At 70.5% G+C, this 18,920-nt stretch carries 16 protein-coding genes and 1 pseudogene; 6 read left to right on the top strand and 11 right to left on the bottom strand.

Going from position 1 to position 18,920, the window contains the following annotated elements; translation table 11 throughout:
* Nucleotides 1–672, bottom strand: a 672-nt coding sequence (locus AC1HC7_RS04015) for an Ig-like domain-containing protein (protein ID WP_479498709.1), incomplete at its 3' end; no start/stop codon positions are given.
* Nucleotides 673–913: 241 nt separating this feature from the next.
* Between AC1HC7_RS04015 and AC1HC7_RS04010 the strand changes: the two genes are divergently transcribed.
* A complete protein-coding gene (locus AC1HC7_RS04010; protein WP_479498290.1) occupies nucleotides 914–3,217 on the top strand; it encodes a xanthine dehydrogenase family protein molybdopterin-binding subunit in 2,304 nt (767 codons plus the stop codon).
* Nucleotides 3,218–3,609: 392 nt separating this feature from the next.
* Here AC1HC7_RS04010 and AC1HC7_RS04005 read toward each other — a convergent pair whose 3' ends face one another.
* Nucleotides 3,610–3,978 (bottom strand): hypothetical protein, encoded by a 369-nt coding sequence (locus tag AC1HC7_RS04005; protein WP_479498289.1) that lies wholly within the window; start codon nucleotides 3,976–3,978, stop codon nucleotides 3,610–3,612.
* Between the two features lie 233 nt (nucleotides 3,979–4,211).
* Between AC1HC7_RS04005 and AC1HC7_RS04000 the strand changes: the two genes are divergently transcribed.
* Nucleotides 4,212–5,234, top strand: a complete 1,023-nt coding sequence (locus AC1HC7_RS04000) for a DUF2235 domain-containing protein (protein ID WP_479498288.1) — start codon at nucleotides 4,212–4,214, stop codon at nucleotides 5,232–5,234.
* A 34-nt stretch (nucleotides 5,235–5,268) separates the two neighbouring features.
* Here the strand turns inward: AC1HC7_RS04000 and AC1HC7_RS03995 are convergent, their stop codons facing one another.
* The 4 genes from AC1HC7_RS03995 to secA all read right to left on the bottom strand — a co-directional run bounded on the left by AC1HC7_RS03995 (nucleotide 5,269) and on the right by secA (nucleotide 9,649).
* Nucleotides 5,269–5,649: a VOC family protein gene (locus tag AC1HC7_RS03995; protein ID WP_479498287.1), complete on the bottom strand. Its 381-nt coding sequence runs from the start codon at nucleotides 5,647–5,649 to the stop codon at nucleotides 5,269–5,271.
* 9 nt (nucleotides 5,650–5,658) lie between these two features.
* On the bottom strand, nucleotides 5,659–6,171 hold the full coding sequence (locus AC1HC7_RS03990; protein ID WP_479498286.1) for an SRPBCC family protein: 513 nt from the start codon (nucleotides 6,169–6,171) through the stop codon (nucleotides 5,659–5,661).
* A complete protein-coding gene (locus AC1HC7_RS03985) occupies nucleotides 6,168–6,503 on the bottom strand; it encodes an ArsR/SmtB family transcription factor (RefSeq protein ID WP_479498285.1) in 336 nt (111 codons plus the stop codon). Before AC1HC7_RS03985 ends, AC1HC7_RS03990 begins: the two co-directional genes overlap by 4 nt.
* Before the next feature lie 215 nt (nucleotides 6,504–6,718).
* Nucleotides 6,719–9,649 (bottom strand): preprotein translocase subunit SecA, encoded by a 2,931-nt coding sequence (gene secA / locus AC1HC7_RS03980; protein ID WP_479498708.1) that lies wholly within the window; start codon nucleotides 9,647–9,649, stop codon nucleotides 6,719–6,721.
* 386 nt (nucleotides 9,650–10,035) lie between these two features.
* Here secA and AC1HC7_RS03975 point away from each other — a divergent pair, with 386 nt between their 5' ends.
* The 3 genes from AC1HC7_RS03975 (at nucleotide 10,036) to mutT (ending at nucleotide 13,001) form a co-directional block, all read left to right on the top strand.
* Nucleotides 10,036–10,956 (top strand): peptidylprolyl isomerase, encoded by a 921-nt coding sequence (locus AC1HC7_RS03975; RefSeq protein ID WP_479498283.1) that lies wholly within the window; start codon nucleotides 10,036–10,038, stop codon nucleotides 10,954–10,956.
* 121 nt (nucleotides 10,957–11,077) lie between these two features.
* Nucleotides 11,078–12,580, top strand: a complete 1,503-nt coding sequence (gene argJ / locus AC1HC7_RS03970; protein ID WP_479498707.1) for a bifunctional glutamate N-acetyltransferase/amino-acid acetyltransferase ArgJ — start codon at nucleotides 11,078–11,080, stop codon at nucleotides 12,578–12,580.
* A gap of 4 nt (nucleotides 12,581–12,584) precedes the next feature.
* Complete coding sequence (mutT, locus tag AC1HC7_RS03965; protein ID WP_479498281.1) at nucleotides 12,585–13,001, top strand: 8-oxo-dGTP diphosphatase MutT; 417 nt, start codon at nucleotides 12,585–12,587, stop codon at nucleotides 12,999–13,001.
* 228 nt (nucleotides 13,002–13,229) lie between these two features.
* Here mutT and AC1HC7_RS03960 read toward each other — a convergent pair whose 3' ends face one another.
* Both AC1HC7_RS03960 and AC1HC7_RS03955 read right to left on the bottom strand, forming a co-directional pair.
* Nucleotides 13,230–14,318, bottom strand: a complete 1,089-nt coding sequence (locus AC1HC7_RS03960; RefSeq protein ID WP_479498706.1) for a sulfotransferase family protein — start codon at nucleotides 14,316–14,318, stop codon at nucleotides 13,230–13,232.
* Entirely contained in the window at nucleotides 14,296–15,393 is a 1,098-nt protein-coding gene (locus AC1HC7_RS03955) for a glycosyltransferase family 4 protein (protein WP_479498279.1), read from the bottom strand. The genes AC1HC7_RS03960 and AC1HC7_RS03955 overlap by 23 nt, the downstream gene beginning before the upstream one ends.
* Nucleotides 15,394–15,484: 91 nt before the next feature.
* Here AC1HC7_RS03955 and AC1HC7_RS03950 point away from each other — a divergent pair, with 91 nt between their 5' ends.
* A complete protein-coding gene (locus AC1HC7_RS03950) occupies nucleotides 15,485–16,417 on the top strand; it encodes a glycosyltransferase family 2 protein (protein ID WP_479498278.1) in 933 nt (310 codons plus the stop codon).
* Nucleotides 16,418–16,434: 17 nt separating this feature from the next.
* Here AC1HC7_RS03950 and AC1HC7_RS03945 read toward each other — a convergent pair whose 3' ends face one another.
* The 3 genes and pseudogenes from AC1HC7_RS03945 to AC1HC7_RS03935 form a co-directional block, all read right to left on the bottom strand.
* Nucleotides 16,435–18,078, bottom strand: coding sequence for a sialate O-acetylesterase (locus tag AC1HC7_RS03945; RefSeq protein WP_479498277.1), 1,644 nt, complete (start codon nucleotides 18,076–18,078; stop codon nucleotides 16,435–16,437).
* Nucleotides 18,078–18,347, bottom strand: a complete 270-nt coding sequence (locus AC1HC7_RS03940) for a spike base protein, RCAP_Rcc01079 family (RefSeq protein ID WP_479498276.1) — start codon at nucleotides 18,345–18,347, stop codon at nucleotides 18,078–18,080. Before AC1HC7_RS03940 ends, AC1HC7_RS03945 begins: the two co-directional genes overlap by 1 nt.
* A 175-nt stretch (nucleotides 18,348–18,522) precedes the next feature.
* Nucleotides 18,523–18,920: pseudogene (locus AC1HC7_RS03935) on the bottom strand (hypothetical protein); the annotation flags it as partial.

The following is an 18,920-nucleotide window of genomic DNA, read 5'->3' as shown; positions in this document are numbered from 1 at the left end:
GGCCATGCGCGCGGGGCCCGGCCCGGCGTTCGGCCCGGCGTTCGGCCCGGCGTTCGGGGCGGCGTTCGGGGCGGCAGCGCCAGGGACGGCGGACCCCGGGCCGGCATTCGGAGCGGCGGCGTTCGGCCCGGCGTTCTGGGCAACGGGATCAGGAGCGACGAATTTCGGCGCGGCCGGGGGCGCATTCACGGCGGCGAGGTTGCTTTCTCCCTGCCGCGCGGCCCGCGGCGCCGGTTCTCCCTGCCGCGCGGCCCGCGGCGCCGGCTGCCCGGCCCGCGCCGTCGCGCTTCGGGGCGCCGCGGCAGGCAAGGGGGTGACGTTCACGGTGAGTCTGGCGCGCCGGCAGTCGCCGTCGCGCGCGACGCAATACGTCGTCACCTGCGGCCCGGCGCAGGCGGCGTCCGCGGTGTAGACGACCTGTCCGTTTTCGTTGCGCACGGCGCCGCAGGCGGGCGCGGACAGAATCCGCATCCCGGCGCGATCCGCGTCGCCGATCCCCTTGTCATTGGCCAGCACGTCGATCAGATACGCGCGCCCGGCATCGACGGTGACGACATCGTCAACCGGTTCGAAAACCTCGGGCTTTTTTGAAAATGCAGCAAGCAGCAGGTCGCTTTTCTGCGCTATGGCCCCCAACGCGACCATAAGCACAACACCTGTCAAGACCGCCATCATCCGGTCATCGCCACGCAAAACAGACCGCCCCAGTGATTCGTACGCTACGCTGCGATTATGGCTCAACCGACAATAAATTGATACCTTCAGGAGAGTTACCGCCCGGCGCGCCGCAAGGTCGGCGTTGCGCCGCCCCCCCGCGCGCCTGTAACGTCGCACCCGATTCAGCCGCCGTTTCGCGCGCCGCCCCTGCGGGCGCGGGCGCGGAGGCCAGTCCCAACGCCAGGAACCCAGAAACATGAAATTCGGCATCGGCCAGCCCGTGCGGCGCAAGGAAGACGACCGGCTGTTGCGCGGCGCCGGGCGCTATGTGGACGACATCGCCCTGCCCCGCCAGGCGCAGGCGCATGTGCTGCGCGCGCCCGCCGCCCATGCCCGCATCATCGCGCTGGATCTGGCCGCCGCGCGCGCCGCGCCGGGGGTGCTGGCGGTGTATGGCTGGGCGGATCTGGCCGGCAGGCTGGCGCCGCTGGCCAACGGATTTGCGCTCAGGCAGATCGACGGCAGCGCCCCGGCGCCGGTGGAAATGCCGCATCTGGCGGACGAAGTCATGCGATTCGCGGGCCAGCCGGTGGCCTTCATCGTCGCCGAGACCCGGGATCAGGCGCGCGACGCGGCGGAATTGATCGAGCTGGATTTCGACGAGCGCGACGTGGTGGTGGACGGGCGCGCAGCGCTCGCCCCCGGCGCGCCGCAGCTGCATGACGGGGCGCCGGGCAACCTCGCCTATCGCTGGAGCGTCGGCGACCGGGGCGCCACCGACGCCGCCTTCGCCCGCGCCGCCAGGACCGTCGCGGTGGAGGTGATCAACCAGCGCCTTGTGGTCAACCCCATGGAGCCCCGCGCGGTGATCGCCGATTACGACCCTGCCGGCGCCGGGGGCGCGGGCCGCTGGATCATGCATGCCGCCACCCAGGGCAGCCATTCGCTGCGCGGCAAGCTGTCGGCGCAGCTGCAGGTTCCGCCGGCGCGCATCCGCGTGCACACGCCCGATGTGGGCGGCGGTTTCGGCATGAAGCTGCAAGCGCATCCCGAGGACGCGCTTTGCGCCATCGCCGCCAGGGATCTGGGCCGCCCGGTGAAATGGACCGCCGATCGCAGCGAAAGCTTCCTGTCCGACGCCCAGGCCCGCGATCTGGTCACCGCCGCCGAGGGCGCGTTTGACGCGACGGGCCGGGTGCTGGCCATGCGCTGCCGTTCGGTGTCCAATCTGGGGGCGTATTACTCCTCGGTCGGGGTCGGCGTGCACACGGTGTTCTCGGCGCCGCTGACCGGGGGCATGTATGACATCGAATGCTTTCATCACGAGGTGCGCGGCGCCTTCACCAACACCACCCCCACCGACGCCTATCGCGGCGCCGGGCGGCCCGAGGCGAGCCATGTCACCGAAGCGGTGATGGAGGCCGGCGCCCGCGCTTTCGACATGGATCCGGCGGCGTTCCGGCGGATGAACCTGATCCGGCCGGAGCAGATCCCCTACGCGTCTCATGGCGGGTTCCTGTTCGACAGTCTGGACGCGGGGCGCAACCTCGACGCGGCGCTGGCGGCGGCGGATTACGCCGGGTTCCCGGCGCGGCGCGCGGCGGCGGCGGCGCGCGGGCGGCTCGCCGGGATCGCGGCGATCTATTATTTCGAGCGCACCGGCGGCGGGCCGGTGGAGCACGCCATGCTGAACATGCTGCCGGACGGGCGGGTGGAGGCGGCGGTGGGCACCCAGTCCAACGGTCAGGGGCATGAGACCGCCTGGGCGCAGATCATCCGCGAAAGCCTCGGCGTGCCGCTCGATCGCATCCGCCTGCTCGACGGCGACAGCGACCTGCTGCCGGCGGGCGGCGGCACCGGGGGCTCGCGCTCGCTGATCATGGCCAGCCGGGTGCTGCTGCACGCCGCCGACGACGTGATCGCCAAGGCCGGCGAGGCGGCGGCGGAGAAACTGGAGGCGGCGCCGGGCGACATCGAGTTTTCACCCGAAAACGGCGGGGTCTTCCGCATCAAGGGCACCGACCGAACCGTGGCGCTGGCCGAGGCCGTGGCCGAGGCGGGGGGCGTCACGGGGCTGGGCGAGGTGAACGACACCCAGTCCACATTTCCCAACGGCTGCCACGTGGCCGAGGTGGACATCGACCCCGAGACCGGCGCCCTGACCCTGACCCGCTACAGCGTCAGCGACGATTTCGGCACGGTGATCAACCCGTTGATCGTCGAGGGGCAGGTGCATGGCGGCGTGGCGCAGGGGGCCGGGCAGGCCATGGGCGAACGGGCGGTCTATGACGCCCAGACCGGGCAGCCGCTGGCGGGGTCCTTCATGGATTACCAGATGCCGCGCGCCGACGACCTGCCGTTCTTCGATTTCCAGATGCATCCGACGCGGGCGCAGACCAACCCGCTGGGGGTGAAGGGCTGCGGCGAGGCAGGGTCGGTGGGCGCCATTCCGGCGATCGTGCTGGCCGGGCAGAACGCGCTGCGCGAAGCCGGGGCCGAGGCCATCGCCGCGCCGCTCACCCCGTCGCGGATCTGGGAGGCGCTGGCGCGGCGCGGCTGACTGGCGCGGCAGATTGGAGCGGTTGGACTGGCGCGGGTGACCGGCGCGGCTGATCGGGGCGGGTGACTGGCGCGGCTGACTGGCGCGGCTGGTTGCGGCGCGCCGGGCGGCGGTCGCGTGGGGGCGTCGGGCGCTCCGCGCCAACGGACGCCGCGCAATCATGCGCCCGTGCGGCATGTCATGTCCCGGATCGCCCTGGCGAAATCAAGAAAACGGCGGGCGCTTCCCCAAGCGCCCGCCGCGTCGCAAACGCCCGTCCGAGCGCCTGCCGCATGGATCGGACGACCCCCCGGTCATCCGCCTCCTTGCAGCCGGGCGAGGCCCCCAAACCTCGCCCTTTCATCCCCGCTCGCGCGCCAGTCCCCACTGGCTCGCGTCACGGCGGATCTCGATCACGCGATGGCGCGCATTCGCAGGCAGGTGACGCCGTCGCCGGCGACCCGGCGTTCGATGGCGTCCCAGAGCGACCCCATCGCCCCCGGCTTGCCGACCAGATCGCCCCGCGCCTGGTCGCCGTCGGCGATCAATTCGAAGGCCAGTTCGCCGCTCTCGTCGCTCAGCACCAGCATGACTTCGGCGCCTTCCTGCGCCGCCGCGCCGTTGAAAGCCGACACCGCCGCCTTATATGCGTCGGTCAGCTTGCTCGCGGCCTTCTGCGCCCGACTGGCGGACAACCCGGCGTGACGCAGCGCCCCCCGCGCCCAGTATCCCGCCTTCGGCGCCGCGTGCATGTCGCACGGCAAGAAGATTAACTCCCGCATCAGACCCTCCCCATTTTACCCAACACGCTGAACAAAGAAGCAAGTATGATGCCAACCCGGCGACAAGCGGGTTCCGGACAGTTTTCGCTTGCGGGGCGGGGCATGAGGCGGCGAATAGAAAGGTCCATGCAACCTTCGGGACGAATCCGGGGCGCTGTTAAGGCGTCAATAAGGCATTGCGGTTGCAAAACGCGATCGGTTCGCAATATGGGATTTGCAATTTGAGAAGTTCGTTGCAATTTGCAGATGAGGCCGCCCCCCGAAATCACGTATTCATTGTGGACGGGACGCTCAGTTCGCTGGATCCGGGCTGCGAAACCAATGCCGGGCTGCTCTACAAGCTGCTGACGCGGGGCGCCGCGGACCCTCGGCAGATGGTCACATACAACCGTGGCGTGCATGGGCGCGGCTGGGAAGGTTGGCTGCGCGCCGCCACCGGCAAGGGCGTCAACGACGCAATCGTCGAGGGATACGCGGCGCTGGCCATGCGCTACCAGCCCGGCGACCGGATTTTCCTGTTCGGCTACAGCCGCGGCGCCTACACGGTGCGCAGTCTCGCGGGGTTCATCGGGCAGATGGGGCTGCTGAAACGACGCCACACCTCGCCGCGGCGGGTGCGCCGGGCGTTCCACTACTACGAATCGCAGATCCCGTCGCTGCAATCGCGGATCTTTTCCAACCGCTACTGCCGGCCAAACGTGCCGGTGGCGATGATCGGCGCCTGGGACACGGTGAAGGCGCTGGGCCTGCCCTACCCGATCCTGTCGCGAATCCATCCCATGGCCACCGAATTCCACAACCACGCGCTCGGGCCCAACATCCGCAACGGCTTTCACGCGCTGGCGCTGGACGAGACCCGGCTGGCCTTCAGCCCGGTGATGTGGCAGCGCGCCCCCAACTGGCAGGGGCGGCTGGAGCAGATGTGGTTCGCGGGCAGCCATGGCGACGTGGGCGGGCAGGTGGACACCCGCCCCGCGGCGCGGCCGCTGTCCAATATCCCGCTGGTCTGGATGCTGGAGCGCGCCGAGGAATGCGGGCTGATCCTGCCGCTGGGCTGGCGGCGGCGCTTTCCCATGAACGCCGCGGCGCCGATGATGGGCTGCAACACCGGGCTGGGGCCGCTTTTCGTGCTGCGCGGGCGGCGCTGCGTGCGCGGGACCGACGGCGAGGATCTGCACCCCTCGGTGGCGAGACGCATGGCCGAGGTGCCGGGCTACGTGCCGCTGGCGCTGGGGCTGTCGGCGGAGGCCGCCTGACCTGCGGGCGGGCCGGGGATCAGGCGGGCGGGGCTCAGACTGTGGAATGCAGCCCGATGCGGTTGCCCTCGGTGTCAACGATATGGGCGATGAAACCGTTGGGGCCGATGGCGATCTTTTCCGACAGCGCCTTGCCGCCGGCGGGTTCGACGCGATCCAGCGCGGCGGCGAGATCGCCGGCGCAGGCGAAGAACGCCTCGCTGCCCATCTGGCCCGGCTTCAGGTCCGAAGCCCCCTTGAACAGCGCCCCGGCGCAGCCCGGGGCCTCGGCCGCCATGGGCAGCATGGTCATCACGTCCTCGCCCATCTGCTGCGGGGTCAGGTCCATGTCGAACACCTCGCCGTAGAACGCGATGGCGCGATCCATGTCGGCGACCGGGATGGTGACCCAGCAAAACGGATTTTCTCTGAGCATGTTCGCCTCCTATGCGATGGTCTTGAGGTGGGAAACCAGGCTTTCCAGCGCGGCGGTCCAGCCCTTGAGGTGGCTTTCGGCGCGGTCCTCGGGCAGATCCGCATGACGCAGATGCAGCAGCGTGCCGGTCCCGCGTTCGGTGAAATCGAGCCGCACCGCAGAGGTCGGGCTGTCGCCGTCGGCCGTGCGCCAGATCCAGGTGTAGTCCAGCCTGTTGGGGGCCTCGATGCGGGTGTAGCGGCCGAACATGGTGGCGGTGTCGCCGTCGGGAAAGGTCAGGGTGGTGAGCCAGTCGCCGCCGACCCGCAGATCAAGCTCGCAGGTGGTGCAGGTGCAGTGCGACGGCCCCCACCAGCGGGCGAAATGCACCGGATCCGTGAACAGGTCCCACAGCACCTTGGGGCGCACCGCGAAGACGCGCATGATTTCCAGGCTGCGCGGGTCCGGGCGCGAGGCGCTGAGCCGGTCGTCGCTGACTTGCGATTCGCTGATCCGGCTGGGCGCGAAGGCGGGGTCGGTCATTCGGAATCTCCCTTTTTGGCCTCAATTTCCTTGATGTAGGCGTCGAGATTGTCGAGCGCGCCCTCCCAGAATTGCGCGTAGCGGTTGAGCCAGTCCACGGGCGCCCGCAGCCCCTGCGGCGCAAGCCGGTAGACCGGGCGGGCCTTGGCGCCCTGCTTGCTGATCAGCCCGGCGCGCTCCAGCGCATGCAGGTGCTTGACCACCGCCGGGCGGGACATGGCGAAGGGGCGGGCCAGTTCGGTGAAGCTGGCGTCGCCCTCCATCAGCCGGTCGAGGATCGCCCTGCGGGTCGGATCGCCAAGCGCGGCGAAGGCGGCGGAAAGTTGCGGCATGGCTTGTTAGCCTTTCAGTTAATTCACCCAACAGTTAACAATAGCGGCGCGACGGGTCAAGCCCCTTGCGCGCGCCAGACCGCGCCAGACCGCGCCAGACCGCCACGGCCACGAAAAAACCGCCGGGGGCGCGGCCCCGGCGGTTCTGGTCATGCGCGACATGCATCAGGCGCCCCGCTCCGGTCGTCGCGACCGGGCCGGGCGGGCGCGCCCGGTCAGCCGAGCTTGCCGTGGCAATGCTTGTATTTGCGGCCCGAGCCGCAGGGGCAGGCCTCGTTGCGGCCGACCTTGCCCCAGGTGGACTGATCCTGCGGATCCGTCACCGGCGCGCCGGACTGCGCCCGGGACTGAGCCCGGGACTGGGACTGGGACTGGGACCGGGACTGGGCCGGTTCGGCGCCCGCGGCCTCCAGCTCCGGCGGCGCGTCGATGGCGGCGCTGACATCGATCTGCTGGCGCGCCGCCAGCTGGGCGGCGAGCTGGGCCTCGACCTGCGCCGCGCGCTGCTGTTCAGCCTGTTCCTGGGTCATCACCTGCACATAGGACAGCTGCCCGGTCACGTCGCGCCTGAGCCGCGCCAGCAGGTTCTCGAACAGCGAGAACGCCTCGGACTTGTATTCGTTCAGCGGGTCGCGCTGCGCGTAGCCGCGAAATCCGACCACCGAACGCAGGTGTTCGAGCGTCACCAGATGTTCGCGCCAGTGATGGTCGATGGTTTGCAACAGCAGCGATTTCTCGATCTGGCGCATCACCGCCGGGCCGAAATCGGCGGCTTTCTGGGCGGCCATCTCGTCGGTCAGCTTGTAAAGCCGTTCGCGGATGGTCTCGTCGTCGACGCCCTCCTCCTCGGCCCAGGCCATCACCGGGATGTCCTTGCCGCCGAAATACTGCAGCAGCTTGCCGTAGAGCTCCTCGGTCTTCCACTGGTCGGCATAGGCGCGCGGCGGGATGTGTTCGGCGACCAGATCGTTGATCAGTTCGTGGCGCATGTCGCGCACCACCTCGGCCACGTCGTCGGCCTCCATGATCTCGCGGCGCTGGCCGAAGATGGCCTTGCGCTGGTCGTTCATCACGTCGTCGTATTTCAGCAGGTTCTTGCGGATGTCGAAATTGCGCGCTTCGACCTTGGCCTGGGCTTTCTCGATGGCCTTGTTGACCCAGGGGTGGACGATGGCCTCGCCCTCGTCGAGCCCGAGGGTCTTGAGCATCTTGTCCATGCGCTCGGAGCCGAAGATGCGCATCAGGTCGTCTTCAAGGCTGAGAAAGAAGGTCGAGCGCCCCGGATCCCCCTGCCGCCCCGATCGGCCGCGCAGCTGGTTGTCGATGCGCCGGCTTTCGTGGCGCTCGGTGGAAATCACCCACAGCCCGCCGGCCTCGATGGTCTTTCGCTTGGCCGCCTCGATCTCGGCCTTCACCCGTTCGGTTATCGCCGCGATCTGCGCCGGGTCGTCGGTTTCGGCGGCCTCGACCTCGGCCGCCACCCGCATGTCGAGATTGCCGCCGAGCTGGATGTCGGTGCCGCGCCCGGCCATGTTGGTGGCGATGGTCACCGCGCCGGGCACGCCGGCCTGGGCGACGATATGGGCCTCGCGTTCGTGATGGCGGGCGTTCAGCACCAGATGCTCGATGCCGGCGCCGCTGGCGGCCTGCTGCTTCAGATAGGCGGCGGTCTCCTCCAGATAGGCCTTGCGGTCGGCCTCCTTCTTCTTGAGCTTCTCGGCCTGGCCGAGCATGAAATCGGCGGCCTCGCGCAGAAAGCCCGCGTCGGACAGCATCGCCGACAGCTGTTCGGATTTCTCGATCGAGGTGGTGCCCACAAGCGTCGGCTGGCCGCGGCGGCGCGCATCGGCGATGGCCTCGACGATGGCGCGGTATTTCTCCGTGCCGGAGCGGAACACCTGGTCGTCGTCGTCTTCGCGCCTCACCGGCATGTTGGTGGGGATCTCCACCACCTCCAGCTCGTAGATCGAGCCGAATTCCTCGGCCTCGGTCATCGCTGTGCCGGTCATGCCGGCGAGCTTGCCGTAGAGTCGGAAATAGTTCTGGAAGGTCACCGAGGCGAGGGTGACGTTTTCCGGCTGGATGGCGACGTTTTCCTTGGCCTCCAGCGCCTGATGCTGGCCGTCGCCGTAGCGCCGCCCCTCCATCATGCGCCCGGTGAACTCGTCGATGATCACCACCTTGCCGTCCTTGACGATGTAATCCTTGTCGCGCTGGAACAGCTTGTGGGCGCGCAGCGCCTGGGTGACGTGATGCACGAGGCTGACGCTCTCGGGATCATAGAGATTGGCGTCGTCCTTGAGCAGCCCGGCGGCGCGCAGGCGCAGTTCGATGAATTCGTTGCCCTCGTCGGTGAGGTTGGTGGCGCGGGTCTTTTCGTCGATCTCGTAATGTTCGGCCGTCAGTTCCGGGATGATCTGGTCAACCGACTGATAGAGCTCGGCGCTGTCCTCGGCGGGGCCGGAGATGATCAGCGGCGTGCGCGCCTCGTCGATCAGGATCGAATCCACCTCGTCGACGATGGCGTAGGCGTGATCGCGCTGGACCATTTCCTCGAGCGAGAACTTCATGTTGTCGCGCAGGTAGTCGAAGCCCAGCTCGTTGTTGGTGGCATAGGTCACGTCGCAGGCGTAGGCGCGCTTGCGCGCCGCGTCGTCGACGCCGGGCACCACCACGCCGGTGCTGAGCCCGAGGAATTCGTAGACCTTGCCCATCCACGCCGCGTCGCGCCGCGCCAGGTAGTCGTTGACGGTGACCACGTGCACGCCCTCGCCGGCGAGGGCGTTCAGATACACCGGCAGGGTGGCGACCAGGGTCTTGCCCTCGCCGGTCTTCATTTCCGAGATCTGGCCGTTGTGCAGCACGATGCCGCCCAGCAGCTGCACGTCGAAAGGTCGCAGGCCGATGGCGCGCTTGGCGGCCTCGCGCGCCACGGCGAAGGCCTCGGGCAGCAGGTCGTCGAGCGACTCGCCCCCGGCCACGCGGTCGCGGAATTCGTCGGTCTTGGCGCGCAGATCCGTGTCGGACAGCGCCGAGACCTCAGGTTCCAGCGCATTGATGCGCGCGACCGTCTTCATCATGGTTTTCACCATGCGGTCATTGGCGGTTCCGAATAGTTTCCTGGCGGCGGCGCCCAAACCCAACATGCTGCGGCGTATCCCTGTCTGTCATTGGTGGCGCCACTGCATTCCAAGGGCGCGCGCATCGGTCGACGGGTCCGCGCGTCGCATCTTCGCCGGGGCCGATCCGGGCCGGGGATCCCGGTCGATCCGGGCCGCCGATCCGGGCCGCCGATCCGGGCCGTCATGCGCGGCGACCCTTGTTCGGCCGCCCATGACGCTCTAGATGAAAACGCGCGCCCGCCGCAAACGCCCTTCAAAGGCGCTCGCAACCGCCCCTGAGGGGCAGTGGTGATGTAAGCGGCGGGCACGGACCTGTCAACGCGCCCGAACCAAGGCGCCCGAACCAAATCGCCCGACCAGGCCTGCGCCGCGCGCTGGGCGGGCAACCGAAAAACGCCGAGGAGCCCTTGATGCCAGTTTACCTTCCGCGCCGCCCGATCGCGGCCTTTGCCGTGATCGCCGCCCTGGGCGCGGCCCAGATCGCCGCCGCCCCCGCCTTCGCCCAGCAGACCGGCGACCAGACTGCGGCGCCGGCCGAGGCCGCGCCGCTCGACATCTCCATGGTGGTGGCGACGGTCAACGGCACGAACATCACCCTGGGCGAAGTGATCCTGATGCAGGCCAACCTGCCCGACCAGTATCGCGCCATGCCCGACGAACAGCTTTACACCGCGCTGGTGGAGCAGATCGTCACCCAGACCGTGCTCGCCGATCAGGCGATCGCCGCCGGGCTCGACAAGGCCCCGCTGGCGGCGCTGCGCGCCAAGATGGACGCGCGCAACTACCTCGCCGAGGCGCAGCTGCGCCGGGTGGTCGAGGCCGCCGTCACCGACGAGGCCCTGCGCGCCGCCTATGACGAGGCCGTCGCCGCCTTCGTCCCGGTCGAGGAGATCCGCGCCAGCCACATCCTGTCCAAGACCGAGGACGAGGCGAAGGCCATCGTCGCCGAGCTCGAGGCCGGGGCCGATTTCGCCGATCTGGCCAAGGAACGCTCCACCGGGCCCTCGGGCGCCGGCGGCGGCGATCTGGGCTGGTTCGCCAGGGGGGCCATGGTCCCGGAATTCGCCGAAGCGGCCTTCGCGCTCGACAAGGGCGACGTGTCGGCGCCGGTGCAGACCAAGTTCGGCTGGCACGTGATCCTGCTGGAGGACCGGCGCGAGACCGAACCGCCGAGCTTCGAGCAGATGCGCAACGAGCTGACCCAGAAGGTCAGCAACGGCGCGGCCGAAACCGCGGTGACCGCGGCGCGCGCCGGCGCCGAGGTCACGCGCCCCGACCCCCAGCCCGCAGCCGCGGCCATCCGCCGCGAGGAGCTGCTGCTGCCCAACTAGGCGCTTTGGCCCGGCTTCGGGCCGGGCGCGACCACGCGGGGCGGCGCGCCGGGCGCCGCCCCGTTCGTCCGGCCTGCGCCTCTGGCGCCGGCTCTCCCGACCGACCGCAAAGGACGCCGCCATGGCCAAGCGCGACAGCAAGACAGCCCGCGACAGCAAGGGCGGCGCGGGCAAGCGCGCCGGCAAGGGCAAGGACAAGGGCCGCAAGGCCAACGCCAGAGCCCTGAAGCCCGGCAAGGACAAGGCCGCCGGGAAGGCGCGGAAAAAATCCGGCGGCAAAGCCGCAAGGGCCGCAGCGCTCGCCGCGCAGGTCGAGGCCCTGCGCGCGCAGCTCGCGCCCCTTGAGGCCGCGCTGGCGGCGATCGCCCCCGCCCCCCCCGCCATATCGCCTTTCGCGCCGGACCGCTTCCCCGCCCTGCCCCCGGTCGACGGCGTGCGCTTCGCCGCCGTCGAGGCCGGGGTGCGCTACAGCGGCCGCACCGACGTGATGCTGGCGGAACTGGCGGCGGGCAGCGTTGTGGCCGGGGTCTTCACCCGCTCGGCCACCCGCGCCGCGCCGGTGCTCTGGTGCCAGGACCGCATCGCCGAGGCCCGCGCCAAGGGCCCCCCGAAAGGCAAGCAGGCGATCATCGTCAATTCCGGCAACGCCAACGCCTTCACCGGCGACAACGGCCGCGACAGCGTCGAGACCGTGGCCCGCGCCGTCGCCAGGGCGACCGGCGCGGCGCTGTCGGGGATCCATGTCGCCTCCACCGGGGTGATCGGCGAACCGCTGGACCCGGCGCGCATCACCGGCAAGCTCGCGGCGCTGACCGGGGCGCTGGACGCAGGCGCCGCCGAAGCCGCGGCGCGCGCCATCATGACCACCGACACCTTCCCCAAGGGCGCCTTCCGGGTGGTCGAGATCGACGGGGCCCCGGTGACCGTCGCCGGCTTCGCCAAGGGGTCGGGCATGATCGCGCCGGACATGGCGACCATGCTGGGCTTCGTGTTCACCGACGCGGCGATCGCCGGCCCGGCGCTGCAAGGCATGCTCGCCGCCGCCGCCGATGACAGCTTCAATGCGATCACCGTGGACAGCGACACCTCGACCTCGGACACGGTGCTGCTGGCGGCCACCGGCAAGGCCGGCATGGCCCCGATAACCACCCTGCGCGACCGCCGGGCCAAAATCTTTCGCGCGGCGCTGCTCGAAGTCATGCGCGACCTCGCGCATCAGGTGGTCAAGGATGGCGAGGGCGCCTCGAAATTCGTGCGCATCGCGGTGAGCGGCGCGAAATCGCCGCGCGCGGCGCGCAAAGTCGGGCTCGCCATCGCCAATTCGCCGCTGGTCAAGACCGCGATCGCCGGCGAGGATCCCAATTGGGGGCGCATCGTCATGGCGGTGGGAAAATCCGGCGAGGCGGCGGATCGCGACGCGCTGAGCATCCGGCTCGGCGATATCCTGGTGGCCGAGAACGGCTGGGTCTCGCCCGATTACCGCGAGGAGGACGGCGCCGCCTACATGCGGCGCGCCGCGATCGATATTCACGTGGATCTCGGCGTCGGGCGCGGCGCGGCGCAGGTCTGGACCTGCGACCTGACCCACCGCTACATCGAGATCAACGCCGATTACCGATCCTGATCCGATGCGCGATTCCGTGAAAACCCGCATCGTGCTGGTCGCCGCCTGCGCGCTGATCGACCCGGACGGGCGGGTGCTGCTGGCCAGGCGCCCCGAGGGCAAATCCATGGCCGGACTGTGGGAATTCCCCGGCGGCAAGCTCGAACCCGGCGAGACCCCCGAGGCCTGCCTGATCCGCGAATTGCACGAGGAGCTGGGCATCGACACCTGGGCCAGCTGCCTCGCGCCGCTGAGCTTCGCCAGCCACGCCTACGCGGATTTTCACCTGCTGATGCCGCTGTTCGTCTGCCGAAAATGGCAGGGAACCCCGCGTGCGCGCGAGGGCCAGACCCTGACCTGGGCGCGCGCCAACCGGCTGCGCGATTTTGACATGCCCCCCGCCGACCTGCCGCTGGTCGCGGTGCTGCAGGACTGGCTTTAGTCTTGTCCCGGGGCCGCGCCCGGTTTTCAGGCGCCTGCGCATCTGAGGGGATGCTGGATTCGCCGGGCCTGCGGCGCTTGCCGCGCCCGCACGGGCATTCGGGCCGCCGCCCGCCCTTGACATGCTTGAACATGCTTGAAAACAGGGCGCTGCAAGGCCGCCATGCGGCGGCGCCGGCCGGTTGCGCCGCCGCCGGAGCCTTCGACCTCGGGGCCAGCGGCCGCTGTCCTAACCCGCAGCGGCGATCTGCTTGCGCTGAGGCGCGGTTTCGTCGGCCGCGATCAACGCACCGGGCTGCGGGCCGTCATCACTGGCGCGCGGCTGCGGCGCGCCGATCGGCGCCTCGCGGTCGAGCCGCGCCTGCACCGCGCCCGCGACCCGCGCGAACACCCGTTCGCGCCATCGGGGCCATTGCACCTCGCGCCCGGCGGGGTTGAAATCGGCCGCCGCGGGCCGGGGTCGCCCATCGACCGCGCCGGCGCCCCCGGAATGGGTCGAGGAGCCGATCACCGGCGCCGCGCGCGCCGCCCGCGCCGCCGCCGCCGAGTCTTTCAGCCCAAGCGCCGACCAGATCCGCGTCGCGACCGCGAGCGGGTCGGCGGCGGCGTCCTCGTAGCGCAGCAGCAGCGTGTTGCGCGTCGGGGCGCGGGCGGCGTGGATCAGCGCCGCCTCGGTGGCCAGCGCCCATTCCAGGCACATGTCGGCGAAGCTGCGGCCCAAAAGGCGCGGCGGCCAGGTGCGCAGCATGGAATCGAGCGTCCGCCGCCCGTCCCGCAGGACCAGCGCCGTGAGCGCGCCGGGAAGGATGGCCGGGATCAGCTCCAGCCGCCGCGCGTGCGGGTCCTTCAGCAGAATGACCCGCGCCTCGGGGGATTCCGCCGCCGCGCGGCCCAGAAAACCGCTGACCGCATGGCCCAGGAATTCATAGTCGCCGAACAGGGCTGCGTTGTCGGCGTGGCGCCGCGCCAGCCCGGTTTCGAAGCCGCGGATGCGGTCGGCCTCGGCCAGAAACGCCGCCTCGCGCATGCCGCAGGGCGCGGCGGCGACGTCGTCATGCGCGCTGATCAGCGTCTCCAGAAAATTGCTGCCCGAGCGGGGCACGGGCGACAGCAGCAGCGCCACGCGCGCCGGTTTCGCCCGCCCGCCAGCGGCCAGCGCCGCGCGCTGCCCCCGCGCCACCCGTTCGCCGATGGCGGCGGCCATGCCTGCCTGCATCACCGGCGCGAATTGCCCGCGATCGATGGTGGTGCAGCGCAGCAAGCGCCTGAGGGCAAAGCGCGGATCGCGCCAGGATTCATCCGGCGACAGCCTGCCCATCGCCCGCCTCCCATCCATAGATCCGCCGAAGCCCCGCCATGTGATTGCTGAGCAGGAACCGGGTTTCGAAAGTGGCGCGCGCGGCCTCGCCCTGCGCCGCGCGTCGATGCGGCGAGCGCGCCAGCCAGATCAGCTGCCCCGCCAGCCGCGCCGCGCCGCCGACCGGAAAATGCTGAACCCCGGGCCCCTGCGGCAACGCCTCGGCGATGGCGCCGACCGGGGTGGTGAGCACCGGGGCGCCGGCGCGCAGGGCTTCCAGAATGCTGATCGGCAGGCCCTCGTGGCTCGACGGCGACACGAACACGTCCGCCTCGCGCATCAGCCGGTCGCGTTGCGCCGGGCCGACCCAGCCGGGAAAAGCGCAATCCGCCGCCAGCCCAAGGCGGCGCGCCTCGGCGCGGCAGGGGTCGAGATCCGGGCCGCCGCCCGCCAGCACCGCCTCGAAGGCGACGCCTTCCTCCTTCAGCCGCGCCAACGCCTCCAGCAGCACCCTTGCGCCCTTGCGACGGGTCATCACGGCCAGGAACAGGATGCGCAGGGGGCGCGCGCCGGTCTCGGCGCGCTGCGGCGGCGCGCGATCCTCGATGCCGTTGTAAAGCACGCTCACATTGCCCGGGCGCACGCCCAGCTCATCGATCAGAAACCGCGCCCAGACGGCGCCCAGCACGACGTTTTCATCGACCTGCCGCACCAGCGCGCGGATCAGCCGCTGCGCCCAGCGCGGCGCGGCGCGATAGAAGGGGATCAGCTCGGCGCCATGGTGGTGCAGCACCACCCGCATCCCGAGACCCCGCGCCGCCATCGCCAACAGGCCCTTGCGCGCAAAGCTCATGCGTTCGGAAACCTGCAGATGCGCCACGTCCGCCGCGCCGCGCGCCGCCAGCCAGACCAACTGCGCCAGGGCGGCGAGCAGATACAGCGGCGACAGCCAGATCGAAGGCCCGCGCGGGTCCAGCAGCGTCACCCGCCGATCCGGGAAATCCGCCGCCAGTCGATCGGCGATCGAGCGGGCATAGGATTGAATGCCGCCGACGCCGGCGCGTCCGCCCGGCGAGATGATGCAGGCGCCGCTCATGCGCCGATTTTCATTTGGAATCTGTCCATGCGCCCGAGTCTTTCACGCCATGGTTGATGAAATCTTAAGACTTGCCGGGCGATGTGGGGTCATGAGCATCGTACCGCCGCGCGTATCCGCCCTGCCGCTGGTGTCGGTCGTGATCCCGGTGCGAGATCGCGCATTGCTGCTGCGCCGCGCGCTGATCTCGACGCTGGGGCAGCGCATGGGCGATTTCGAGGTGATCGTGGTGGACGACGCCTCGTCGGACCGCCCCGGCGCGGTGGTGGAAAGCTTCGGCGACGCCCGCCTGCGCTGCCTGCGCCTGCCCGCCAATCTCGGCCCCGCGCGGGCGCGCAATGCCGGGCTGAACGCCGCGCGCGGGCGGTATGTGGCGTTCCTGGACAGCGATGACGAATGGCTGCCGGAAAAACTGGCGGCGCAATGCGCGCGCATGGAGAAGCCGGGCGGGCCGGACCTGCTGGTGTCGGGCGTGGTGCAGCGCGGGGCGCGGGGCGACCGGCAGATGCCCCGGCGCGGCACGTTCCCGGATGAACGAATCGCATCATTCCTTTATGTTTCCAACGGCTTCGCGCAGGCAAGCGGGGTTATCGCCCCGCGCTCGCTGGCGCGCGATACGGCGTTCGACCCGACGCTGCGCCAATATGAGGATCACCTGTTCCTGATCCGCGCCGAATCGCTTGGCGCCCGGGTCGAAGTCGACGCACGCCCGCTGGCGATCCAGCATGTGGACGAGCGCGCCGACCGGCTGGGGCGGCGCGACGACGCGCGCCGGGCGCGGGCCTTCCTGATCGCCAGCGACGGCCTGCTCAACGAGGCGGAAAAACGCGGATTTGAACTGCGCTGTCTGGGCGCCGGGCTGGCGCGCAGCGACCCGGCCGCGGCGCGGCGGATGGCGCTTGCGGCATTGAAAAAGGGCGGCCCCTTGACCGGGGCCGCCCTGAAGCTGCTGCTGCGCGCCGCCGCCGGCGAACGCGTGTATGGCGCGATCGGCGCCGCCGCCCGCCGCAGCCGCCCGATCTAGCGGCCCGCCGGCGCGCCTCAGGCCGCCGTCCAGGTGACGGACTGGGTGACCGTGCGCGCGCCCGCGCCCTTGGCGCCCGTGGCCAGCAGCGTGTATTGCGCCCCTGAAGTCAGCCCCGTGAGGTCGATGGTCAGCAAGACGTTGTTCTGCGCCGTGACCGTGGCCGCGTCCAACGGCGTGAAGGCGGCGTTCTCCACGTCCTCGGGCCGCATGAAGTTGCGGGCGCCGGCATGCAGCGCCCAGTTGACCGTGCCGCTGAATTTCGGCTTCAGCGTCAGCTGCGCGGCGCCGCCGGCGTTGCTCTCCAGTTTCAGGTCCGGCGCGAATTTGGCGTTGGCGGTGCGGCGCAGCGTGACCGCCTCGCCCAGGGCCCCGCTCGAATCCTCGAGCACGAAATGGCAGTCCTGCGTCAGATTGGCGACGAAGGCGCCGGAGGGCGTGAGCCAATGCGACTGCGCGTCCGCCGTCACGCTGCGGACAAACCCCGTGGCCGTGCCCGCGGCGTCGCGAATCGCGACGGCCGTCGGCGTGGCGGCGCCCGCCGCCGTGACCAGCCCGTAGATCTTGCCCGAGACCGCCGGAATCGCCGCCACTTTCATCGAACCGCCCGCGTCGTCGGTGAACATCGGCGGCACATGGAACCACGGCTTCAGCCCGGTGAAGGGGAAATTCATCACCAGCCCGTCGCCGGCCCGCCCGTAGACGTCGCGAAAATGCCCGAAAACCTCCGCCCCGATGACGCCCTGCCCGGCGGCGTCGTAGTGGATGTTGTCGCCGACATTGGTCCAGGTGGGCTGGCGCGGAATGACCGCGGCGTTTGTCAGCCCGGCCGCCAGCGTCGCCAGCTTGGCGTTGGCGGTCTGCTTGCGGGCGTCGATGGCGTCGTTGATCTCCACGAAGGCCACCGGCACGTCGATGCCGAGCGCGGCGCGAATCTGACGCACCCAGTCGCCGAAACGGTCGTCGAGCGAATTGGCCATGGTCGCGCCGGAGGGATCGGCGTTGGTGCTGTCGCGCTCGCCGATCACGTAGATCACCCCCTGCAGCAGCACCTGATGGGCGGCGGCCAGCGAAGTGAGGTTCTCGCCGCCGGTCTGGCGCAGCGCGTCGAGCACCCAGGCCTGCCCCGGCCCGCCCCAGCGGAAATGATCCACCGAGCGCCCGCCATCCGCCTGCTTGAACACGAACAGCCTCGGGTTCGCGTCGTCGCGCCATTCGGTGGCGGCGCCGCCGGCGAGCACATGGCGCACCAGCCCGATTTCCGGCCCGAACGAAGCGGTGTCGAGCGGAATGCCCCGATCCACGCCCATGGAGCTTGCGTCCCAGAACTTGGTCGAGGTGCGCGGCGTGGCGTCGGTGGCGACGCCATGGGGCGTGAACTTGCCGGCGTTGGCCCCCGCGCCCTTGGTGGAAAACCGCAGCCAGGGATGGGTGTCGCGCTCGGCCGGGGTCAGGCCGTCGACGGCCAGGGCCGGGTCGCCTTGCGCCGGATCCTGACGCCACGGCGCATAGCCCAGCGCATTGGATTGGCCCAGAATCAGCCAGACGGCGACGGAATTGGCGGGAAACGCGATATTCGAGGGCGGGGGCGGGGGCGGCGCCGACCCGCCGCGACGCATGAGCGTCGCGACGGCGCCGACGGAAACGCCGACGGAGAGCATCAGTCGATCACCAGCGCGTGAATGCCCGCGGCGGTGGTGCCGGTGGCATGCACGCGGGTGACGCCGACCGGCAACAGGGTCTGGTCGGCGACGGAAACCGTGCGCACGCCAACGGCGCGAACGGTTTCGATCACCACGTCGCCGCCGGTGGTGACGAACAGCGCGATGGCGGCGTCGGGCAGGTCGTTGGCGTCGTCGGGGGTCACGGGAACGATGTCGGTCGCCGGTCCGCCAATGGGGACCGCACGCCCGTGGAACGGGTTGGCCATGGAACACTCCTTGAGATGAAAGCGCGGCGCAGATCGTCAGGCGATCGGGCGCGGCGCGCCAAAACTCCTACAGAGGTTCGGTTTAGATCCGGTTAATTTCAGACGAGTTCACGCCTCGCCCGCGCCGCGCATGGCGGATATCGCCCCCACCCGGCCCCACCCGGCCCCACCCGGCTCAGCCCGGCGCGTCGGCGCCGATCTGGCGCGCCAGGAACGCCGCCACCGCGGCGATGTCGCCGGCGTCGGGGCGCGACGCCGCCGGCAGGTCCGCCAACAGGCGCCCCGGGGCCCAGACCGCCGGCTTGCCAATGCGCAGCGCGTGCTGCAATTCGGTGCGGGTCTCGACCACGAGGAACCGCGGATCGCCATCGGCAAAGCCCCAGGCCGCCTGATCCAGCGCCAACAGCGCCAGCCGCGCGCGGGCGAGCGGCGACAGCGACAGCGCCGCGCAGGCCTCGCCGGCGCCGGCGCCGAAGCGGCCCGGCGCCACGACGATCACCACCGCTGCGCCATGCGCCGCAAGCGCATCGCGCAGCGCCGCGCGCCGCGCCGCGCCAAGGGGGCCGTCGGGCG

Source organism: Oceanicella sp. (genome assembly GCF_056449545.1).
The sequence above is the reverse complement of the archived record's forward strand: the minus strand, read 5'-3'. Positions and strand labels throughout refer to the sequence as shown.

Coding starts and splice junctions, on each gene's coding strand:
- AC1HC7_RS04010 (WP_479498290.1), top strand. CDS start 914: ATGAAATTCGGCATCGGCCAGCCCGTGCGGCGCAAGGAAGACGACCGG.
- AC1HC7_RS04005 (WP_479498289.1), bottom strand. CDS start 3,978: ATGCGGGAGTTAATCTTCTTGCCGTGCGACATGCACGCGGCGCCGAAG.
- AC1HC7_RS03995 (WP_479498287.1), bottom strand. CDS start 5,649: ATGCTCAGAGAAAATCCGTTTTGCTGGGTCACCATCCCGGTCGCCGAC.
- AC1HC7_RS03990 (WP_479498286.1), bottom strand. CDS start 6,171: ATGACCGACCCCGCCTTCGCGCCCAGCCGGATCAGCGAATCGCAAGTC.
- AC1HC7_RS03985 (WP_479498285.1), bottom strand. CDS start 6,503: ATGCCGCAACTTTCCGCCGCCTTCGCCGCGCTTGGCGATCCGACCCGC.
- secA (WP_479498708.1), bottom strand. CDS start 9,649: ATGTTGGGTTTGGGCGCCGCCGCCAGGAAACTATTCGGAACCGCCAAT.
- AC1HC7_RS03975 (WP_479498283.1), top strand. CDS start 10,036: ATGCCAGTTTACCTTCCGCGCCGCCCGATCGCGGCCTTTGCCGTGATC.
- argJ (WP_479498707.1), top strand. CDS start 11,078: ATGGCCAAGCGCGACAGCAAGACAGCCCGCGACAGCAAGGGCGGCGCG.
- mutT (WP_479498281.1), top strand. CDS start 12,585: ATGCGCGATTCCGTGAAAACCCGCATCGTGCTGGTCGCCGCCTGCGCG.
- AC1HC7_RS03960 (WP_479498706.1), bottom strand. CDS start 14,318: ATGGGCAGGCTGTCGCCGGATGAATCCTGGCGCGATCCGCGCTTTGCC.
- AC1HC7_RS03955 (WP_479498279.1), bottom strand. CDS start 15,393: ATGAGCGGCGCCTGCATCATCTCGCCGGGCGGACGCGCCGGCGTCGGC.
- AC1HC7_RS03950 (WP_479498278.1), top strand. CDS start 15,485: ATGAGCATCGTACCGCCGCGCGTATCCGCCCTGCCGCTGGTGTCGGTC.
- AC1HC7_RS03945 (WP_479498277.1), bottom strand. CDS start 18,078: ATGCTCTCCGTCGGCGTTTCCGTCGGCGCCGTCGCGACGCTCATGCGT.
- AC1HC7_RS03940 (WP_479498276.1), bottom strand. CDS start 18,347: ATGGCCAACCCGTTCCACGGGCGTGCGGTCCCCATTGGCGGACCGGCG.